We start from the raw sequence: 19,940 nt of genomic DNA, 5'->3' as shown, positions 1-19,940 counted from the left end.
CTCACCAGCCCAGTTCGTTCGCGGTGGTCTCGGCTATCGCGGGGGCGCAGGTCATGCCGCGCCCGCCGGGCCCGGTGACCAGCCACACCCCCTCGTGCACCTGCTGCCGGTGCACGACCCGGCCGGGCTCGGTGCACTGCGCGTACACGCCCGCCCAGCGGCGGCGGACGCGCGGCAGCGGCCGGCCGAGGAGGGACTCGACGACGCCGGTGAGGTGCTCGTACGGCTCCTCGACGGTGTCGAAGGCGAAGGGGTGCTCGTACTCGTGGGTGTCGCCGATGGTCAGGCCGCCGTCGGCGCGCTGCACCATGAGCAGCTGCATCCTGTGCGTGGCGGCGGTCTCCGGCTGGGGCTGGTCGGCGTTGAGCCGGTCCAGGGCCGGGGAGGCGTACGCCGGGTAGTAACGGAAGCTGTCGGCGTCGGCGACCGAGGTCGGCAGCCGCTCGCCCAGCGGGTCGGTCTGCATCATCTGGAGGCGCACACGGCGCACGGGCAGATCCGGCCCGGCCAGTTCGCGGACCAGGCCGCCGAGCCAGGCGCCGGTGCACAGCACCACCGCGTCGGCCCGGTGCACGTCCCCGTGGTCGTCCCGGACGGTGCCGGGGCCGGTCACCTCGCGCACCTCACGTCCCGGCAGGAAGGTGTAGTCCGGGGACTTCAGCAGTTCTTCCCGCAGGGCCAGCTGGGCGGTGCGCGGCTCGACGGCCGCGTCCCGCTCGCAGTACAGGGCGGCGGTGAAGTCGCCCCGCAGGGCCGGGTTGAGGGCGCGGGCCTCGTCCGGAGCGAGGAGCTTGTAGCCGCGGGCGGCGGCGTCCGGGCGGGCCGCGGCGGCCTCGGCGACGGCGAGTTCGAGGGGGCCGCGGACCGGGGTCAGGGACCCGTTGGCCCTGAAGCCGAGCGCCGGGACCCGCTTTCCGATCCCTTCCCACAGCTCCCGCGCCCGCAGCGCGGTCTCCAGCTCTTCTCCACCGGCGCGGCCACTGACCCAGATCTGCCCGAAGTTGCGCAGCGAGGCGCCGCGCGCCTCGGCCTCGCGCTCGATCTGGACGACCTGGTGGCCGCGCCGCACTGCGTGCCAGGCGTGCATGGTGCCCACCACGCCTGCTCCGACGACTGTCACTCTCACGGCTGCAACGCTCCTCGCGATCGGGGAACCGGAAGGGTCCGGCTGACAACGAGAGCGTGAACGACCCATCACGTTTGGGCTAGACCCGTTATCTTTTCGTGACATCACGACGGCTGTCGGCGGGGCGTTTTTCAGCCCTTGAGAGGGCGCCTTTCAGCCTTTGAGATGTGTGGTGAACGAGAACCGGTCGCCCCGGTACAGCGACCGCACCCGCTCCAGGGGCCGCCCCTGCGTATCCCGGGAGATCCGGTGGATCAGCAGCATGGGCAGCGCGGGCGGGGTGCCGATGAGCAGGGCCTCGCGGGGTGTGGCCAGCACGGTCTCGATGCGCTCGTCGGCGTCCCCGAAGGAGAGGCCCTGGGTGGTGAGGTAGCCGTAGAAGGAGGAGTCCGGGTCGAAGTCGGCGTCCAGCCGGGGCACCCGCGCGACCGCGACGTACGTGCTCTCCAGGCCGACCCGTTCCTCGTCGGCGAGCAGCACGCGCTCCAGGTGCCAGACGGGTTCGCCCCGGGTGAGCCCGGTCTCGGCGGCCAGGGCCTCCGGGCAGGGGAAACGGTCCAGGGTGACGAGGGCGCGGCCGGGCGTACGGCCCTGCCGGCGCACACCCTCGGTGTAGCTGGCGAGGGACAGCGGCTGGGCCAGCTTGGCCCCCGCGACGACGGTCCCCCGCCCCTTCCGCCTCAGCCGCCCTTCCAGCACCAGCTCCCGTACGGCCTGCCGCACGGTCTCCCGGGCGACGTCGTACCGCTCGGCGAGGTCCCGCTCGGTGGGGATGACACTGCCCTCCCCGAGTTCCTCCAGCAGCGCGGCGATCCGTGCCTTGACCGCGTAGTACTTGGGGATACGCCCGTGCTCGGGGATGCCGGAGCGGACGGGGGCGCCGGGGGCCTGGTCGTTCGGATAGTCCACGCAGGGATCGTCGCAGACGGGGCGGCTCACGCCCCACGGCACCCTGGCCACGCCGCCCCGGCCCGCCGCACCCCGGCCCGCGGTTCAACGGCGTGTGCGCTTCAACGGCGTCTGCGGGCCACCAGCAGGGCCGTGCCGCCGACGCCGAGGAGCGCGACGGCCCCCGCGAGCAACCCGGCGGCGCGGCCGGGTCCGGTACGGGCCAGCTCGCGGGCCCACTCTCCGGCCGCCTCCACCTCCTGGGCGGGCGGCGGCGAGGAAGGGGGCGTCGCGGTGGGGGTCCCGGTGCCGGGTGTGGCCTGCGGGCTGCCGGACGCGCTGGGACTCACCCCGCCGCCCCCCTGTGTGCCGTCCGGCTCCGGCGTCGCGTCCGGCGGCGGCTCCTCGCCGTTCCGGCCGATCCCGAACCGGTACGCGTTGGACTGCCCGACCCAGTCCCCGTCGTCACCCCTGCGCTGGACGAGGGCGGCGGTGGCGGTGACCCGCTCGGCCACGACGTCGGAGCGGAGCGCGAGCCTGACCTTGACGCTGACGGTCCCGCCGGGCGGTACCGCGAAGCCGGCGAACCCCTCGCCGTCGAGCACGCCGACCAGTTCCTGCTCGTCGGTGCTCTCGAACGTCACCGGCCGGGCCCGGTGGCCGTCGTAGAAGTCCAGTTCGGCCTGGCCGGGTCTCAGTGCGCGTCTGTCGTCGACGAGGACGACAACGGGGTGGACGCCGGTGCAGGTCCGGCGGGTGGTGTTGGTGAGGTCGAGGTACCAGGTGCCGTATCCGCCGCCCGCCTCGTAGGAGCCCGGGCCACCGCGGATGCGGGTGGTCAGCGGGAAGGAGTGCGCGTCGGCGCCGACGCAGGCCGGGGGCGTGTCGGCGAAGGCGGGTGCCGGCGACGACACGGGGACGACCACGGCGGCGGCTGCGGCAAGACTGAGGGACAGGGACGTGCACAGTCGCATGAACACATGACCATGCCGGGTCGCGGGCGGGGGGCGCGCACGCCACTCCGGGACGGGCCGGAACTCCGCCCGATCAGCGCAGCTCCGGCGACGGGACCCCGGGCCTCAGGGACCGCAGACGCGCTGGGCCTGGGAGGCCGTCGCGAGGCGCTTGGCGTCGGCCTCCTGGAGCGCCCGCAGCTCGGACTTGTCCGGGTGCCCCCCGTCGGCCGTCTAGCGCTCGAGCGTTCCTGGCGCAGCCGGATACGCACGGACACCATGGGAGAACCTCCGGTCACGACGTCAGCGTGACCAGGCGGGTGTGGTCCCGCGCGGCGACGCACTCCTGGTACGGGTTGGGGTCACCCCGGCGTTCCTGGCACTTCCAGGTGGCCCCGGCCGCGCGCACCTCGACGGGTGCGCCCTTCGTGCCGTGCCAGACCTTGGTGTACGCGGCGACCACCTGGCGCGCGGTGGCACAGGGCACGTTCCCGGTGGCCGACACCCCGAGTCCGGTGGCCCGGTCCGTTCCGCAGTAGCGCGTGGGTTTCGCGGGTGCGCCGGTGGCGGCGGACACCTGGGCGGGCACCGCGAGACAGAGCACGGCGGCTCCCAGCACACCGGCGGCGGCTCTCCTCCTGGTCGGGTCCACGTCGTACCTCCTTACGGGGAAGGCCTGGCTGCACCGAGTACCCGTGCGGTGCGGTGCCGTCGCATCCGTGGCGCGGTGAGCGACCCATCCGGCCGCAGACACAGCGCGCCTACACGTCCCCCCGCCCGAACACGGGCGCCAACAGCAGCTGCGCGGCCCCCTCGGCCACCACCCGCTCCCCCCGCGGAGCGACCCGCACCGTCCCCGCGGGCACCCCCTCCCGCCGGGCCCGCGCCCGGAGCACCTCATCGACCCCCCGTACGTACGCCTCCGGTGCCCCCGCGACCGTCCGGCCGCCGAGCAGCACCACGTCGATGTCCAGCAGCCCGACCAGGTTCGCCGCCCCCACCCCCAGCACACGCGCCGCCTCCCCGGGCTCCCCGCGCCCCACCGCCGCCAGGCACAGCGCCTCCACGCAGCCCCGGTTCCCGCACTCGCACAGCGGCCCGTCCAGCTGGATCACCTGGTGCCCGAACTCCCCGGCCCCGGTCCGCGCCCCCCGGTGCACGCGCCCGCCGATCACGAGCCCGGCACCGAGCCCGGTCCCGAGGTGCAGATAGGCGAAGGATCCGCCCTCGCCCGCCACCGACAGCCCGAGCGCCGCGGCGTTGGTGTCCTTGTCCACCACGACCGGCACCCCCAGCCGCTCCCCGAGCGCGTCCCGCAGCGGAAACCCGTCCCACTCGGGAAACCCCGTGACCCGGTGCAGCACCCCCCGCGCATGGTCGAGCGGCCCGGGGAGGGCCACGCCCACCCCCAACAGGGTCCCGGCCCCGGCCGGCGCCTGCTCACCGAGGACGAGGCCCAGGCCGTCGCGCACCGTCCCCGCCACCACTCCGGCGACCACGCCCAGCACGGCCTGCGCACCGGCCCCCAGATCCAGCCCGGCCCGCCGCTCCCCCACCACGGCGCCGTGCAGATCGACCAGCACCACCCGCAGCCCGTCCCGGTCCAGATGCACTCCCACCGCGTGCGCCGCCTCCGGCACGAGCCGCAGCACGGTCCGCGGCTTGCCGCCCGTCGACGCCCGCCGCCCGGCCTCCGCCGCGAACCCCTCCTCCCGCAGCCGCGCGGTGATCTTGCTGACGGCCTGCGGGGTCAGCCCGGTCCGCTCGGCCAGTTCGAGCCGGCTGATGCCCTCGGCCCCGGCGTCCCGCAGCAGCCCCAGCACCAGCGCGGTGTTGTGGCTGCGCACCGCGCCGAGGTTCGCCCCCGACGGACCGCCGCTCCCAGGCCCAGGCCCGGGTCCCGGTCCCGGGCCGGCCCCCGTCCCCGCCGTCGTCCCCGGACCCGCCCCTGTCCCCGTCCCCGTCCCCGTCCTCGTCCTGTTCACGCCACCCATTGTCCCCACCACTTGCACTTTGGCAACAGCGTTGCGAAAGTAGGTCGCATGACTGCTACCCCCCTCCGCGTCGGCCTGATCGGCTACGGCCTCGCCGGCTCCGTCTTCCACGCCCCGCTGATCGCCGCCACCGAGGGCCTCACCCTGGACACCGTGGTCACCGCCAACCCGGAGCGGCAGGAGCAGGCCCGCGCCGAGTTCCCGGACGTGACGCCCGTCGCCACGCTCGAGGAGCTGTTCGACCGAGCGGACCGGCTGGACCTGGTCGTCATCGCCTCCCCGAACAGGACGCACGTCCCGCTCGCCTCCGCCGCCCTCAAGGCCGGCCTGCCGGTCGTCGTGGACAAGCCGGTCGCCGGCACCGCGGCCGAGGCCCGCGACCTCGCCGCCCTCGCCGAGGAGCGCGGACTGCTGCTGTCCGTCTTCCAGAACCGCCGCTGGGACAACGACTTCCTGACCCTGAGCAAGCTGGTCTCCCAGGGCGACCTGGGCGACGTGTGGCGCTTCGAGTCCCGCTTCGAGCGCTGGCGCCCCCAACCGAAGGGCGGCTGGCGCGAGTCCGGCGACCCGGCAGAGATCGGAGGTCTGCTCTACGACCTCGGCAGCCATGTCGTCGACCAGGCCCTGGTCCTCTTCGGCCCGGTCACCGAGGTGTACGCCGAGACGGACATCCGCCGCCCCGGCGCCGAGACCGACGACGACACCTTCATCGCGCTCACCCACGCGAACGGCGTCCGCTCCCACCTCTACGTCTCCGCGACGACCGCCCAGCTCGGCCCCCGCTTCCGGGTCCTGGGCTCCCGCGCCGGCTATGTGAAGTACGGCCTCGACCCGCAGGAGGCGGCCCTGCGCGAGGGCCTGCGCCCCGGCCCCCACTGGGGCGCGGAGCCCGAGTCCCTCCACGGCCGCATCGGCGCCGGCGAGTCCCCGCTGACCGGCGGCGGCACCCCCGTACCGACCCTGCCCGGCGACTACCCCGCCTACTACGCGGCGGTGGCCGGGGCACTCAGGGGCGCCGGCCCCAACCCCGTGACGGCGCTGGAGGCGGCGGCCGCCCTCGACGTACTGGAAGCGGCCCGCAGGTCCGCCCGGGACAAGGTGACGGTGACTCTCTGATGCAGCACCAGCAGCACCACCCGCAGATCACCCCCAGGACCACCCCCGAACTCACCCCCTCGGTCGAGGAACTGGAGGCGCAGGAACGCCGCCTGGTCTTCCGGCAGTTCACCCACGACGACGCCTGGGCCCTCGGCTCGCTCCTGGTCGAGCTGGCCCGGGAGCGCCAGGCCCCGCTCGCGGTCGACATCCACCGCGGCGGCCAGCAGCTCTTCCACGCGGCCCTGCCGGGGTCCGCACCGGACAACGACGCCTGGATCGCCCGCAAGCGCCGCGTGGTGGAGCGCTACGGCGCCTCCTCCTACCTGGTCGGCGCCCGTTTCCGCGCCAAGGGCACGTCCTTCGAGGACTCCTCCCGCCTGGACCCCGACACCTACGCGGCGCACGGCGGCTCGTTCCCGATCACCGTCGAGAACGTGGGCGTCGTCGGCGCGGTGACGGTGTCCGGCCTGCCCCAGCTGCAGGACCACAGGTTCGTCGTGGCGGCGCTGGAGCAGTTCCTGAAGGTGTGACGCCCTCCGGGATTACGTGAGGGATCCCTCCGGTTGGGAATGGCTGCAACGTGACGATCACGGCCCCACCCGGAGGGATCGACCCATGAGCACCCTGAAGGACAGGATCGGCCGGTACGGCGTCTGGAGCGTCGGCCTGCGCACGGAGGACCCCTCCCGGCGCGGTGAACTGGCGGATGCGGCAGCCGAGTTGGAGTCCCTCGGCTACGGAGCCGTATGGCTGGGCGGCAGCAGCGCCGCCCGGCACGCCGTACCGCTCCTGGAGGCGACCGGCACCCTCACGGTGGGCACCAGCATCCAGAGCATCTGGGACTACGACGCCGAGGCGAGCGCGGCGGCCTACGCCGAGGTGGACGCCGCCCACCCCGGCCGCTTCGTGCTCGGCCTCGGTGTGAGCCACGCCAAGCTCACCGACCGGTACCGCCGCCCGTACTCGGCCCTGGTCTCCTACCTCGACGCCCTGGACGCGGCCGGGGTGCCCGCCGAGCGCCGGGTGCTGGCCGCCCTCGGCCCGAAGACCCTGCAGCTGTCCGGCGACCGGGCGGCGGGCGCGGTGCCGTACCTGGTCACCCCCGAGCACACCGCCCAGGCCCGCGAGATCCTCGGGGAGGGCCCGCTGCTCGCCCCGGAACTGAAGGTCGTCCTGGAGACCGACCCGTCCCGCGCCCGCGCCCTGGCCCGCCGGACCCTGGACATGTACCTGGCCCTGCCGAACTACACGACCAACTTCCTGCGCCACGGCTTCACCGAGGACGACCTGGCCGACGGCGGCAGCGACCGCCTGGTGGACGCGCTGTTCGCCTGGGGCGACGAGAACCGCATCCGCGAGCGGATCGACACCTTCCACCGGGCGGGCGCGGACCATGTGGCCCTCCAGGTGGTGGCGGATGACGAGCGGGACGCCCTGCCGAGGGAGGAATGGCGCAGGCTCGCCTCTCTGCTGGGGTAAGCGGTCCCACCCGAAAGGGGCGCGGGGAACTGCGCGACCCGCCGGGAACCGCCCGCGGCCGACGACCGGCCCGCGGTTCCCGGCGTCCCCCAGCGGAGCGTCTACGCGTCCTTGAGCTCCTGCCGCTGCCGCCCGAGCCCGGAGACCTCCAGCTCGACGACGTCCCCGGCCTTCAGATACGGCTTCGGCTCGGGCTGCCCCATGGCCACCCCCGCCGGGGTCCCGGTGTTGATCACGTCCCCGGGGTACAGGGTCATGAACTGGCTGACGTACCGCACGACCTCCGCCACCGGGAAGATCTGCTCGGCCGTCGTACCGTCCTGCTTCAGCTCGCCGTTGACCCACAGCTTCAGGGAGAGGTTCTGCGGGTCGGCGACCTCGTCCGCCGTCACCAGCCACGGCCCCAGCGGGTTGAACGTCTCGCAGTTCTTCCCCTTGTCCCAGGTCCCGCCGCGCTCGATCTGGAACTCCCGCTCGGACACGTCATGGGCCACCGCGTACCCGGCGACGTGCCCGAGCGCCTCCTCGGCCGACTCCACGTAGCGGGCCGTACGCCCGACGACGACCGCCAGCTCCACTTCCCAGTCGGTCTTGGCCGATCCCCGCGGGACGAGCACCGTGTCGTACGGCCCGACCACCGTGTCCGGCGCCTTGAAGAAGACCACCGGCTCGGCGGGCGGTTCGGCGCCGGTCTCGCGGGCGTGGTCGTGGTAGTTGAGCCCGATGCACACGATCTTGCCGATGCGGCCGAGCGGGGGACCGATCCTGAGGCCCGTCGCGTCCAGTGCGGGCAGCTCGCCGGCCTCGGCGGCGGCCCGTACCCGGTCGAGCGCGGTCTCGTCGGCGAGGAACGCGCCGTCGATGTCCTCGACGATCCCCGACAGGTCCCTGAGGGTTCCCTCGGCGTCCAGCAGCGCGGGCCGCTCCGCCCCCGCCGTACCGACTCGCAGCAGCTTCATGGTCACATCTCCCTCGGTCGCGGGCGCCCGGCCGATGGGTGCAGCCATCGGAGGACTGGCCGATCCTCCAATCCGGCCGTCCACTCCGCAAGACCCTGTTCACGTACTGGACCGTAACCGGGCCCCTCACCTGTAGAGCGCGGCCCGTTCCACCGCGCTCCAGGCCGTGCTGGTGACGACGTACAGCGCGGCGGCGAGCGGGACGACCGCCACGGTGAACAGCGTGAAGAAGGACATGAACGGCATGACCTTGCCGACCGCCCCGAGCCCCGGCACCTGCGCACCGCCCGTGGCGCCCGCCGCGGCCGGGTTGTTCGCCACCATCCGCGTGGTGCGCCGGTAGTTGAAGGCGGCGACGGCCGCGACGAGGACGAAGAGCGCGAGGTAGACCAGACCGGCCGGGCCGAACACCCCACCGCCGCCGAGCGCGTCGGCCCACTTCCCGCCGAGCGGCGCCGCGAACAGCCGGTGGCCGAGCAGCCCGTTGCTCTCGCCGCCGATCGTGGAGCTGGAGAAGAGGTGGTAGAGCAGGAAGAAGGCGGGCAGCTGGAGCAGGCTGGGCAGGCAGCCGGAGAGCGGCGAGACCCGTTCCTCGGCGTGCAGTTCGAGCACCGCCCGCTGCAGCCGCTGCGGATCCTCGGCGTGCTTCTCGCGCAGCTCGGCGATGCGCGGCTGGAGTTCGGCGCGGGCGCGCTGGCCGCGGGCGGCGGCGCGGGACAGGGGGTGGACGAGGAGTCGTACGAGGGCGGTGAACAGGACGATCGCGGCGGCGGCCGCGGAGGCGTGGAAGAGCGGCTGGAGCAGGTCGGCGAGCTGCTCGACCAGGCGGGCGAAGACGGAGAAGACGGACATGGGTGAGCCCTCCGGGGGTCTCGTCGTGCCGGAAAGTTCCGGAATGTTCCGGGACATGAGCAGAACGGCATGACGACCCGCGCGGGGTCACGTACACAGGTGTCGCAGAGGTGCGCCGGGACGTGCCCTACGCGGCGGTCGCCGCAGGGGCGTGTCCGGGTGCCCTGGGCCGGCGCCGGCCGGGCGCGTCGGGATCGCGCTGCGGCAGGAAGGCCGTACGGCGGGCCCGGTCGCGGATGGCCGTGCGCACCCGGGTGGGCGGGACGGCGGGGGCCGAGCGGGCGGCGACGAGCGCGCAGGCGGCGAACGCGGCGGCGGCCGCCGTGGTCGCGGCGAGCGCCACGGTCGCGGAGAGGTTGCCGGTGTCGAGCAGCAGGACCGGCAGCAGCAGGAGCAACAGCGGGGCGAGCGCGCGTGACCTCGCGAGACTGCGGACCACCTGGCTCCCCTCCCCACGGTCACAACCACCAGTGTCTGCCTGTCATTTATACAATGTGCGGGTGACCGGCCCCGCCAGCACGTCCCGCGCACCGCTCGTCCTCGCCTACGACGGGGACTGCGGCTTCTGCCAGGCGTCCGTCGACCGCATCCGCGCCGTTGCCCGGCCGACGATCGACGCGGTGCCCTGGCAGTTCCTGCCCGAGGAGACGACCGCGCCCCATGTCCGGCGTCTGGAGTCGGAGGTGCTGCTCCTGGACGGCGGCACGGTCGTCGCGTCGGGCGCCGACGCGCTGGCCCGCTTCGTGGCCTCCTCACCGTCCCGGCCGCACCGCGCCCTGGCGGCCCTCGTCGGCTTCCCGGGCGTACGCGTCCTCTCGCGCGCCGTGTACCGCCAGGTGTCCCGGCACCGACACCGTCTGCCCGGAGCCACCGCCGCCTGCGCCGTTCCCCCGCGCCGCGCCTGAAAGGACTCGCCCTGCCTCGCACACCCACCTGCGTCCTGAGCAGCACGGCACCCGCACGGGCCGGTGACGGCCACGCCGTGGACCGGTTCGTCGAGATCGGCTCCTTCACCAAGGTGCTCACCGGTACGGCCCTCGTGCGCATGGCCGCCGCGGGTCTGCTCGGCCTAGACGACCCCGTCGAGCGCCTGCTCCCCGCCGCGCCCGGCACCGGGATCACGCTGCGGCACCTGGCCGAGCACACGTCGGGGCTGCCGCGCCTGCCGCCCGGCGCCGGGGGCCGCGATCCGTACGCCGCGTTCGACGGTGACGCCCTGCACCGGCTGCTCGGCCGGCTCGACAGGGTGACGATCCGGCCACCGGGAGAGCAGGAGTACTCCAACCTCGGGTACGCCGTGCTGGGCGCCGCACTGGTGAGCGCGGCCGGTGCGCCGTACGAGGAACTGCTCGCCGAGCACGTCCTTGGGCCACTGGACGTCCACGAGGTGAGCGTGCGGCCGGAGGCGACCCGGCGGCTGCTCGCCCCGGGGCTGTTCGGCAGGGACCGCAGGCCCTGGACCATGGACGGGGCGATCCTTCCGGCGGGCGGTCTGTGGGCCACCCCACGTGCGGTCGCCGATCTGCTCGTCCGGCTGGCGGTCGAGCGCCGCCTCGGGGATCCCGCTCCCTCCTGGCAGACGACCGGCCCGGTGCGCTGGCACAACGGCGCGACCCGGCACGCCTCGCTCTTCGCCGGAGCGATGACGGACGGCCGGTGGGTGGTCGTCCACCGGCTGGGCGGCTCGTCGGACCGTACCGACCGAATCGGCGTCGGCCTCCTGAGGGACGGCCGCGCCGACGCCTCCTGAGCCGCCAGGCTCCCGGCACCGCCCGGGCGGCCGGGCGGGCTCCGTGACACCCGGCGACCGCCCGCGCCACCGGCCACGCTCACGCCACCCGGCAACCACCCGCACGCCACCAGCCGGGCTCACGCCACCCGGCACCACCCGCGCGGTCAGGCGGGCTCCGTCTCCAGCGGCTCCAGCAGTCGCTTCGGCTTCAGCAGGGCCCGGCTGACCGGATCCGCCGGGTCCCGGTCGAGCCCCGGGCCGGGCTCCATGATCACGTCCGGGACCGGTACGACGACCCCGCAGCGGGCGCATTCGCCGTACCGCCCGAGTTCCGTGCCGCAGTCCGCGTGCCGGAAGTAGCGCAACCTCTTCTCGGTGACGTGCTCCCGCCCCCACAGGCCGAGGGCGCGCAGGGTGGGCCACAGGGCGGTGCCGCGCTCGGTGAGGACGTACTCGTCGCGCGGCGGCGACTGCTGGTACCTGCGCTTTTCGAGGATGCCCTCGGCGGTCAGGGTCTGCAGACGGGCGGCCAGGACGGCGCGCGGGATGCCGAGGTGGACCAGGAAGTCGTTGTACCGCCGCACCCCGAACAGCGCGTCCCGGACGACGAGCAGCGTCCAGCGTTCGCCGACGATCTCGAGCGCGCGAGCGATCGAGCACTCCTGTGTCGCGTAGTCCTTGCCCAGTGCCATGCCGTCCACTGTAGCCACTTTCCGACAGGTTGGTTCGGTGACCGAACCTGCAGTGTTACGGTGAGAGCCAGGTCAGTTCAATGACCGAACTGTAGAGGTGGGCCGTACGCCGGTTCCCCTGAGCCACCCGTTACGTCGCCCCAGTCCCCGGAAGGACAGGACCACGCCATGACCGGGCTCGACTCCACCACCACCCCAGCCGCCTCAGCCGTGGGCGGCGCGACCGCCCCGGACGCCCCCACACGCCCCAGAGCCACCCTCGCCCTGACCAGCGCGGCCACCGCCGTGGCGCTGATGACCTACACGGCCCCGATGGTCACGCTGCCGGACACGGCGGCCGCCCTGCACACCCCGCTCTCCGGCCAGGCCTGGCTGCTGAACGGCACCCCGCTCGGCCTCGCCGCCCTGCTGCTGGTGGCCGGCAGCCTCGCCGACGACTACGGCCGCCGCCGTATCTTCCTCAGCGGCACCCTGGCCCTCGGCCTCACCACCGCCCTCGGCGCGTTCACCACCTCGACCTGGCAGTTCACCCTCGCCCGCATCGCCCAGGGAGCGGCGAGCGCGGCGATCCTGGCGAGCAGCCTCGGCCTGCTGGTGGCGGCCTTCCCCTCACCACGCGGCCGGCTGCACGCGACCGGCGTGTGGGGCGCCTTCGTCAGCGGCGGCATCGCGGTGGGCCCGCTGGTCACGGGCGCGCTGCCGAGCTGGCGGATCGCGTACGGCATCCTGGGCGCCGCCGCCCTCGTCGTCGCCGCGCTCGGCACCCGAGCGCTCACCGAGTCCCGCGCCCCGCGCGGCGGCCGGCCGGACATCCTCGGCGCCCTGACCTTCGGCCTGGCCCTGATGGCCCTGGTCGCGGCCCTCACCCTGGGCCGCGACGGCTGGCTGCGCGCCCCGGTCGGACTCCTCCTCGCGGCCGCCGTGGTCCTGATCGCCCTCTTCGCCGCGGTGGAACACCGCACCGCCACGCCGATGATCGACCTCGGCCTGCTGCGCCACGCCCGCTTCCTCGCCTCGGCGGCCGGCGGCCTCTTCACGGGTCTCGCGGTGATCGGCATGTTCAGCTTCCTGCCGGCCCTGCTCCAGCAGACGCTCCGGATGTCCCCGATGGCGACGGCCTGGCTGTTCCTGCTCTGGTCCGGGCTGAGCTTCGTGGTGGCCCTCCAGGTCAAACACCTCGCCGGCCGGGTCGCCCCGCGCGTCCAGCTGGCCGTCGGCTTCGCCCTGCACGCCGTCGCCGTCCTGACCATGCTCGGCGCCCTCGCCTCCGGCCACTGGACCCGGCTGCTGCCCGGCCTCGTCCTCGGCGGGGTGGGCAGCGGTCTGCTCAACGGCGCGCTGCCGCTGCTCGCCGTCGAGTCGGTCCCGCGCGAACGCGCCGCGATGGGCTCCGGCGCCCAGCAGACCTTCCGCTACATCGGCTCCTGCGCCGGCGTGGCCCTGACCATCGCCCTGGCCACGTCGGCCGGGAACCCGGCGCACGGCGCGGACATCGCCCTGCTGGTGTCGGCGGGGCTGGCGGCGGCGGGGGCGGTCGGGGTGGTGGTGCTGCGGGAGCGGCAGTAGCCGGCGGGGGCCAGACCCTCCGGAGCGGCCCTAGCGTGGCCGCACGGACACCAGCCTGCCCCACACCACCATCCGGTAGCGCGAGGTGAACTCGGGCGTGCAGGTGGTCAGGGTGATGTAGTAGCCGGGTGTGTCGTACCCGTACGCCGGCCGCACCACGGAACGCGGAACCGGCCGGACGACCCCCGAGTCCATGGCGGAGGTCTGCGGCAGGATCTGGTCGACGCCGTACGTGTACGTCGCCGTCCGCGTCTCCACCTCGATGTCGTCCCCGCGCCGCATCCGGGGCAGATACCGGAAGGGCTCGCCGTGCGTGTTCCGGTGCCCGGCGAGCGCGAAGTTGCCCGCCTGGCCGGGCTGTTGGGTCCCCCGGTAATGGCCGGCGTACCCCTTGTTGAGGACGTCGGCCTTGCTCACGCCCTCGGCGACGGGGACGCGCAGCCCAAGGCGGGGGATGACGAGGATGGCGTACGCCTGGGACTGCCGCGGCAGGCCGACGGGGGCGTACGACCGCTGCGGCGCACGTGACCCGACGGTCCCGGACACCGGTGCGGAGGACGACGAGGACGCCCGGGGTGACGCGGGCGCCGTGGGCGGGGAGACCGCACGACCGCCGCCCGCCCCGGGGCCCCACTCCCGCTCCAGCGCCTCCACCTGCCGCTCGGCCCCGCGCCGGGCCTCCCGGTTGGTCCACCACAGCTGGTGCACGACCAGCAGCACGAGCAGCACCCCGACGGTGACGAACACCTCGCCGCCGCCCCACAGCATCCGCCTGAGCCGGGCACGCCTGCGCCGATCGCTGTGCCGTACGACCCGCACGCCCGACGCCGCAAGCATCCGCACCCACCTCCACGGGAGCCGTGCGCAGGGTAGGCGCGGCAGGCCCAACTGGCCATAGCAGCGCGGGAACTGAATACCACGCCAGTCTGTCGGGCAGGACGCTGTCGGTCCCCTTCGCGGCGAAGTCGGTCCAGACGCTCCAGGTGGACGGGGTGACGGTGTGAGGAGACCTCCGGCAGGACCCTGACCAGGGCTTACCTCCCCCCGTCCGCACTCTTCAGTACGGTGTCCCCCATGCGCCCCGACACGCCTGCCGAGAACGTCGACCACACCGCCGAAGCGGCACGCCTGGAGCGGACCGCCGGACTGTATCCCGAGGACGCCGAGGCCCTCCTGCTGCGCGCCGCGGCCCACCTCGAACTGTCCGGCGACCGCCCCGCGGCCACCGCGCTCTACGACCGCCTGCTGTCCACCACGGACGGCCTGGAGAACCCCGCCCTGGTCCGCGCCCTGAAGGCGTCGAACCTCTGGGAGTACGGCCACGAGGCCGAGGCAAGAGCGATCATCGAGGGACTGCGCACGACGGCCCCCCGGGACCCGGGCCCCTGGGTGATCATCGCGGAGTCCCTGGAGTCGCACGACGAGCTGGAGGCCGCGGAGGAGACCTTCACGGAGGCGGCCCGCCTGCTGCTGCCGGACGGACAGGAGCCCTCCGCGTCGGCCCACCCCCTCCTCTACGGCCGCCACCGGGTCCGCCGCATGCGGGGCCTGCCGCACGACGCCTGGGACACACTGGCCGACACCCTCCACACGGCCCCGGTCCCGCTGGACGAACTCCACGACCCGAAACGCGTCTGGTCTCTGGGCTCCGACAACCCGGCAGAACTGGCGGCGGAGATCTCCCGCCTCAGGGCCGAACTGGGCGCCTACCGAGAGGCCCTCTCCCGCCCGTTCCCGGTGGCGGTCCTGCACTGGCCGGCACCGGAACTCGCCGAGCTGCTGTCGGCGTACCCGCCCCTGTCCTCGGAGTACCCGTCCCACGAGACCCACCTCGCGACCATAGAGTCCTCCCTGCGCGAACTGTCCTCCTCCGGCACCGCCAACCTCGGCATCGTCACGGGCACGGTCCCGTCCTACGAGGCGTTCGCGGCATCGGAGGGGTCATCACCGGCGGACACGACCCTGCTACCGCAGTACGCGACGACGCTGGCGGCCCGGGGGCGGGCGGTGGCTTGGCCGCCGGTGCGGGGGGCGGAGTGCTGGTGTGGCTCGGCCGAGGTGTACGAGGGCTGCCACGGAGCCTAGGAACGCAACCCGCGCCACCACCGAGCGCACGCCGCTGAGCCGACCCGGCGTGCCGCCACCCGACTGGCGCGCCCCGCCGCTCCGGCGGCACCTCCAGCCCACCCGGGCGGCCGCTCCCCCGGGCCTCCGCCTTCCCCGGGCCGCCCGCTCGCTTCTTACCGTTGCTGGAGCGGCCCGGGTCAAGGGGGTGGCCCGAAGGGTCATCGGTGCCAACCGACACGTGAGCGAAGCGGACGAGCCCCTGAGGCGGCCCGCAGAAGCGCACCAATGCCCGAGAAGCGGGGGCTTGCTCCTCACACATCCGAATCCAAGACTTCTTTTCCCTGGCAGAGCCACATGGCTCCAGCTACGCCGGCAGAATTGCTGCCGTGTCACATGCAGTGCCTTCCTCCGCCGCCGTGTCCGCTCGCATGAGCCGTCAGGGATCGCGCGACACAGCGCCCGAAGTCGCCGTTCGCCGACTCCTTCACGCGGCAGGACTCCGGTACCGAGTGAACCGGCCGGTACCGGGCATGCCTCGGCGGACGATCGACATCGTCTTCACCAAAGCCAAGGTTGCGATCTTTCTGGACGGCTGCTTCTGGCACGGCTGCCCCGAACACGCCACGCACCCGAAGGCCAACGCTTCGTGGTGGCGCGCCAAGCTCGACAAGAACATGGCGCGCGACCTGGAGACGACGGAGCACCTGCGAGACGCGGGTTGGACGGTGTTGCGCTTCTGGGAGCACGAATCCCCCGAGGACGTGACACGTCGAATCGCACAGTTGGTAGCGCCGAAGGGCGGTCGGACCTCAGCGGGCGGCCGGGCCGCGTCAAGCATCAATCCGGACACGATGCTTGGTAGTGACAACCATCTGACCTAATAATGTGTAGACCTTGTAAAGGTGACGCTGGAGCACCCCGGACGCCAGGGCTTCCGGAGCGCGGGTCTGATCCAGACACATGGACGAGTGGGAGCGGGGGCGGTCGGGTCCTATGACCGACGAGTTCGACGGCATGTATGACACGTTCAAGGCGCTCCTGGACACCTTCCCGCCTTCGGAAGCGGTCAAGCGGCTGGAGATGCTGGGAGTCGGGCCGGAGATCGTCCAGGAGATCCGCGAGCGCCACGAACAGCAGACGATACGCATCAAGGAACTCGAAGAGCCGCATGCCGTCATCCTCGGGAACCGCGACACGTGGTACACGGGCCCGCAGGACAAGGACAAGTGCTGGCCGGCGATTGTCGAGCTGCTGCGGAAGGACGGCTGGCCTGTTGAACCCGCCATCCGCAACCTCGACGACTCCTCGACCCGCGTGGTCTCTCTACTGAACCATCCCAAGGAGAAGTCGTTCTCCACGCGCGGTCTGGTCGTGGGCTACGTGCAGTCCGGCAAGACAACCAACTTCACCTCCGTCATGGCCAAGGCGGCCGACCGCGGCTACAAGCTCTTCATCGTTCTGGCGGGCATCCACAACGGCCTCCGCCGCCAGACCCAGGCGCGCCTGGTTCAGCAACTCGTGGAGCCCAATCCGTCGCTGTGGTCCCAACTGACCGGGTTGGACAAAGACTTCACTCCACAGGAGAATCCGGCTTCCTACTTCGGCAAGAGCAACAAGACACACGTACTGTGCGTGGTCAAGAAGAACGCGACGGTGCTTCGCAAACTGGCGCAGTGGCTGGAGAAGGCTGCGGACTACTTGCAGGACTGCCCGGCGTTGATCATTGACGACGAGGCGGACCAGGCGACGGTTGCGACGAAGTCCATCAACCCTCTGATCCTCAATATCATGAGCAGCCTGCCGCGTTCCGCCTACGTGGGCTACACGGCATCTCCTTTCGCCAACCTTCTCATTGATCCGAGCGCGCAGGACTTGTATCCCCGCGACTTCGTTGTGAACCTCCCGAAGCCGGAGGGGCACTTCGGAACGGAGGTTCTGTTCGGCCGCTATGCGCTCGACGGCGAAGACCCGGAGCAGGTCGACGACGGATACGACATGATCCGTTCGGTCCCCGACGACGATGTGCCGTGTGTTCGCCCGGAGACGAGGGCCGACGTCGATGGCTTCGAACCCGTCATCACCGACACACTCCGCCGGGCTGTCGAGTACTTCTGGCTGACCACGGCAGCTCGTCGCGTGCGCCGCAAGGGCAACCCGCACAGCACGATGTTGGTTCACACGAGCGTCAACACAGCTGTGCACAACAGCTTCAAGCGCCCACTGCAACACCTGTTGAAGCGCGCCGGCGAGTCACTCACCGACTCAAGCTTCCTCTCTCGGCTGCGCGACCTCTGGGAGGAGGAGACCGGGCGTGTGCCTGCGGAAGAGTTCGGCGAGACGAAGGTCGCCTTCGACGACTTGACACCCGAGCTGCCCGGTGTGCTTCGAAGCTGCCGTGTCATCATGGACAACTCCAGCAGCGAGGATCGTCTGGACTACGAAAACGGCCCAGTCGTGGCAATCGCAGTCGGCGGCAACACACTTTCCCGCGGACTGACTCTCGAAGGACTGTCGGTCAGTTATTTCGTCCGCGCCGTCTCTGCGTATGACACTCTGTTGCAGATGGGGCGTTGGTTCGGCTTCAGGAAGGGCTACGCGGATCTACCTCGGATCTGGATGACCGACGAGTTGGCCGAGTGGTTCCGTCATCTCGCCACCGTCGAGACGGAAATGCGCCGGGACATCGACATATACATGACCGAGGCCGAGACACCGCTCACCTTCGCCGTACGCCTGCGCACACACCCCGCACTGCGCGTCACTGCGGCGGCCAAGATGCGCGACGCCGTCACCGCAGCTTCTTCATATGGTGGCAAGCGAGTCCAGACCCATTACTTCCGCACGGACGCGGACTGGCTCCGGGGGAACATCACCGCAGCGCGCGACCTCGTGTCCGCGTCTCGCTCGCATGCGGTTCGAATAGAGGACCGATCGTCGGAAGGACGCTACGTCTTCCGTGACGTGTCTCACGACGTGGTGACCGATTTCCTCAGCACCTACAAATTCCATGAAAATTCGCCAGAGAATGACGCCGACCTGATCATCGGCTACATCCAGAAGAGGATCAAAGTAGCCGACTCCCTTCGCCGTTGGAACGTGGCGATTGTCGGTAATCCCAAAGGTGAGTCATTCGACCTGGCTCCGGGTATCCGGGTCGGGCTCAACAGCCGCGCTCGTCTTGCCGTGAGCAATCCCGATCCTTACTTCGCCGACATCAAGACGCTCATGAGCCGCAGGGACGCCGCTGTGGATCTGGACGGCGACACGGCGAAACTGACCGAGCAAGGCATCATGGACAAGCGCCATGAGCTTCTCCCGGACACTGGGCTGTTGGTTCTCTATCCGATCGACAAGGTATCCACGCCCGACCCGACCAAGAAGCTCCGCGCACCGCTCAACGCCGAGGAGCACGTCATAGGTGTGGGCCTGGTATTCCCCAAGCCCCAGCATGGGGACAGCACGGTCGAGAAGTACATCTCTGCCAACCTTTCGGCATTGCGCATCGAGGACGAGGACTACAGCCCGCTCGTCGAAGGCGAAGACGCGTGAACGACGAGGCCTTCCGAAAGTTGGTCGAAGAGCATTGGGTTGCACTCGAGGCAGAGCAGACCACCGGTGAACGCCGTCTGCGTGTGTCACAGCTGCCAGTGATGACGGCCCAAGGGGCCCTGGCCGCAGGTGTCGACCATGACGGGTACCGCCACGTGCTGGTGCCGGTACACACGCATCGGAAACTCCGGACCAGTCTTGACGGCCCCGTACTCCGGCTGCGCAAGCGCCCGTTGGAAGACGATGAGACGTATCAGACGTATGCCGATCTCGCCTGCCTGCGCACGGATCTCAACGACCTGTTCACGGACCTGTGTGTTGATGTGCTGAGCGCGGTTGCGGCCCTGCCCGGGAATCCGGTCAAGGCGCTTTACGGCGTCCTTGACCGCTGGAAGGCGCTCTTCCAGTCGCAGAGTGCTCCCCTCGGACCTGAACAGATCGCTGGATTGTTCGGCGAGCTGCTGGTGTTGAGTCGGCTCCTCTCGCGCGACTCCAGTGCCCACCGGATCTGGCGCGGACCCGAAGGTCACACTCACGACTTCGTCGGGGGAAAGCTGGCTGTAGAGGTCAAGGCAAGCATTGGTACCAGAAGTCGAAAGCCCCGCATACACGGGCTCGACCAGCTCGACGCTCCCCCCGAGGGGACGCTCTGTCTGGCCTGGTTCCGTCTAGAGACTCCTGAACCAAGTGGTGCCGGGCTCGAATTCTTGGAGTTGCTGGAGCAGACGCTTCATTCATGCGACGACGAGGCCGCCCTCCTCAACATGCTCGCTGCGGCCGGCTACCGCCCCATCGATGCGGAGAAGTACCGCGGCGTTCATTTTGTGGTCAGGGAAGAGAGGTGGTACCGGGTGGGTCCTGACTTCCCTCGACTGACGACGCAAACCCTTCTAGGGCGTGTATCGAATGTGCTGGTCACAGCCACTCGTTGATGGCCGCGACGAGGACGGTCGCCTCGTAGCGGACCGCGAGTTTGTCGTAGCGC

The 19,940-nt window shown here is 71.7% G+C and carries 20 protein-coding genes; 10 read left to right on the top strand and 10 right to left on the bottom strand.

The genetic code is table 11. From position 1 onward, the window contains the following. Position 1: 1 nt before the first annotated feature. From ACZ7HQ_RS39505 to ACZ7HQ_RS39485, 5 genes are all read right to left on the bottom strand, one after another. On the bottom strand, positions 2–1,126 hold the full coding sequence (locus ACZ7HQ_RS39505) for a TIGR03364 family FAD-dependent oxidoreductase (RefSeq protein ID WP_471000675.1): 1,125 nt from the start codon (positions 1,124–1,126) through the stop codon (positions 2–4). A 153-nt stretch (positions 1,127–1,279) separates the two neighbouring features. Beyond that, positions 1,280–2,035, bottom strand: coding sequence for a GntR family transcriptional regulator (locus tag ACZ7HQ_RS39500; protein ID WP_471000672.1), 756 nt, complete (start codon positions 2,033–2,035; stop codon positions 1,280–1,282). Positions 2,036–2,136: 101 nt separating this feature from the next. Beyond that, on the bottom strand, positions 2,137–2,994 hold the full coding sequence (locus tag ACZ7HQ_RS39495) for a hypothetical protein (protein WP_471000669.1): 858 nt from the start codon (positions 2,992–2,994) through the stop codon (positions 2,137–2,139). 268 nt (positions 2,995–3,262) lie between these two features. Further along, entirely contained in the window at positions 3,263–3,619 is a 357-nt protein-coding gene (locus ACZ7HQ_RS39490) for a hypothetical protein (protein WP_471000666.1), read from the bottom strand. Between the two features lie 109 nt (positions 3,620–3,728). Further along, positions 3,729–4,961 carry an ROK family transcriptional regulator gene (locus ACZ7HQ_RS39485; RefSeq protein ID WP_471000663.1) on the bottom strand — a complete coding sequence of 411 codons (1,233 nt, stop codon included), beginning with the start codon at positions 4,959–4,961 and terminating at the stop codon, positions 3,729–3,731. A gap of 48 nt (positions 4,962–5,009) precedes the next feature. On the opposite strand from ACZ7HQ_RS39485, the gene ACZ7HQ_RS39480 reads away from it, so the two are divergent. The 3 genes from ACZ7HQ_RS39480 to ACZ7HQ_RS39470 all read left to right on the top strand — a co-directional run bounded on the left by ACZ7HQ_RS39480 (position 5,010) and on the right by ACZ7HQ_RS39470 (position 7,538). Continuing rightward, the gene (locus ACZ7HQ_RS39480; RefSeq protein WP_471000660.1) at positions 5,010–6,077 is read left to right on the top strand and encodes a Gfo/Idh/MocA family protein; all 1,068 of its coding nucleotides are present in this window, start codon (positions 5,010–5,012) and stop codon (positions 6,075–6,077) included. Beyond that, complete coding sequence (locus ACZ7HQ_RS39475; protein ID WP_471000657.1) at positions 6,077–6,589, top strand: heme-degrading domain-containing protein; 513 nt, start codon at positions 6,077–6,079, stop codon at positions 6,587–6,589. Before ACZ7HQ_RS39480 ends, ACZ7HQ_RS39475 begins: the two co-directional genes overlap by 1 nt. 85 nt (positions 6,590–6,674) lie before the next feature. Then, positions 6,675–7,538, top strand: coding sequence for an LLM class F420-dependent oxidoreductase (locus tag ACZ7HQ_RS39470; RefSeq protein WP_471000654.1), 864 nt, complete (start codon positions 6,675–6,677; stop codon positions 7,536–7,538). Between the two features lie 101 nt (positions 7,539–7,639). Here ACZ7HQ_RS39470 and ACZ7HQ_RS39465 read toward each other — a convergent pair whose 3' ends face one another. From ACZ7HQ_RS39465 to ACZ7HQ_RS39455, 3 genes are all read right to left on the bottom strand, one after another. After that, positions 7,640–8,497, bottom strand: coding sequence for a fumarylacetoacetate hydrolase family protein (locus ACZ7HQ_RS39465; RefSeq protein WP_471000651.1), 858 nt, complete (start codon positions 8,495–8,497; stop codon positions 7,640–7,642). Between the two features lie 126 nt (positions 8,498–8,623). Next, complete coding sequence (locus tag ACZ7HQ_RS39460; RefSeq protein ID WP_471000648.1) at positions 8,624–9,349, bottom strand: YidC/Oxa1 family membrane protein insertase; 726 nt, start codon at positions 9,347–9,349, stop codon at positions 8,624–8,626. A gap of 127 nt (positions 9,350–9,476) precedes the next feature. Further along, complete coding sequence (locus ACZ7HQ_RS39455) at positions 9,477–9,788, bottom strand: DUF6412 domain-containing protein (protein WP_471000645.1); 312 nt, start codon at positions 9,786–9,788, stop codon at positions 9,477–9,479. Between the two features lie 61 nt (positions 9,789–9,849). Between ACZ7HQ_RS39455 and ACZ7HQ_RS39450 the strand changes: the two genes are divergently transcribed. After that, positions 9,850–10,254: a thiol-disulfide oxidoreductase DCC family protein gene (locus ACZ7HQ_RS39450; RefSeq protein WP_471000642.1), complete on the top strand. Its 405-nt coding sequence runs from the start codon at positions 9,850–9,852 to the stop codon at positions 10,252–10,254. A 77-nt stretch (positions 10,255–10,331) separates the two neighbouring features. After that, the gene (locus ACZ7HQ_RS39445) at positions 10,332–11,099 is read left to right on the top strand and encodes a serine hydrolase domain-containing protein (RefSeq protein WP_471000639.1); all 768 of its coding nucleotides are present in this window, start codon (positions 10,332–10,334) and stop codon (positions 11,097–11,099) included. A 146-nt stretch (positions 11,100–11,245) separates the two neighbouring features. Here the strand turns inward: ACZ7HQ_RS39445 and ACZ7HQ_RS39440 are convergent, their stop codons facing one another. Then, the gene (locus ACZ7HQ_RS39440; protein ID WP_471000636.1) at positions 11,246–11,773 is read right to left on the bottom strand and encodes a winged helix-turn-helix transcriptional regulator; all 528 of its coding nucleotides are present in this window, start codon (positions 11,771–11,773) and stop codon (positions 11,246–11,248) included. A gap of 168 nt (positions 11,774–11,941) precedes the next feature. Here ACZ7HQ_RS39440 and ACZ7HQ_RS39435 point away from each other — a divergent pair, with 168 nt between their 5' ends. Then, on the top strand, positions 11,942–13,339 hold the full coding sequence (locus ACZ7HQ_RS39435) for an MFS transporter (RefSeq protein WP_471000633.1): 1,398 nt from the start codon (positions 11,942–11,944) through the stop codon (positions 13,337–13,339). Positions 13,340–13,369: 30 nt separating this feature from the next. Here ACZ7HQ_RS39435 and ACZ7HQ_RS39430 read toward each other — a convergent pair whose 3' ends face one another. Beyond that, positions 13,370–14,176, bottom strand: a complete 807-nt coding sequence (locus ACZ7HQ_RS39430) for a class E sortase (protein ID WP_471000630.1) — start codon at positions 14,174–14,176, stop codon at positions 13,370–13,372. A 237-nt stretch (positions 14,177–14,413) separates the two neighbouring features. On the opposite strand from ACZ7HQ_RS39430, the gene ACZ7HQ_RS39425 reads away from it, so the two are divergent. The 4 genes from ACZ7HQ_RS39425 (at position 14,414) to ACZ7HQ_RS39410 (ending at position 19,887) form a co-directional block, all read left to right on the top strand. Continuing rightward, positions 14,414–15,424, top strand: coding sequence for a hypothetical protein (locus tag ACZ7HQ_RS39425; protein WP_471000627.1), 1,011 nt, complete (start codon positions 14,414–14,416; stop codon positions 15,422–15,424). A 368-nt stretch (positions 15,425–15,792) separates the two neighbouring features. Next, positions 15,793–16,287, top strand: a complete 495-nt coding sequence (locus tag ACZ7HQ_RS39420; RefSeq protein WP_471000625.1) for a very short patch repair endonuclease — start codon at positions 15,793–15,795, stop codon at positions 16,285–16,287. A gap of 112 nt (positions 16,288–16,399) precedes the next feature. Continuing rightward, positions 16,400–18,955: a Z1 domain-containing protein gene (locus ACZ7HQ_RS39415; RefSeq protein WP_471000622.1), complete on the top strand. Its 2,556-nt coding sequence runs from the start codon at positions 16,400–16,402 to the stop codon at positions 18,953–18,955. Continuing rightward, positions 18,952–19,887, top strand: a complete 936-nt coding sequence (locus ACZ7HQ_RS39410; protein ID WP_471000619.1) for a PD-(D/E)XK motif protein — start codon at positions 18,952–18,954, stop codon at positions 19,885–19,887. The genes ACZ7HQ_RS39415 and ACZ7HQ_RS39410 overlap by 4 nt, the downstream gene beginning before the upstream one ends. Positions 19,888–19,940: the final 53 nt, after the last annotated feature.

It is taken from the genome of Streptomyces sp. NPDC037290, from assembly GCF_055603245.1.
The sequence above is the reverse complement of the archived record's forward strand: the minus strand, read 5'-3'. Positions and strand labels throughout refer to the sequence as shown.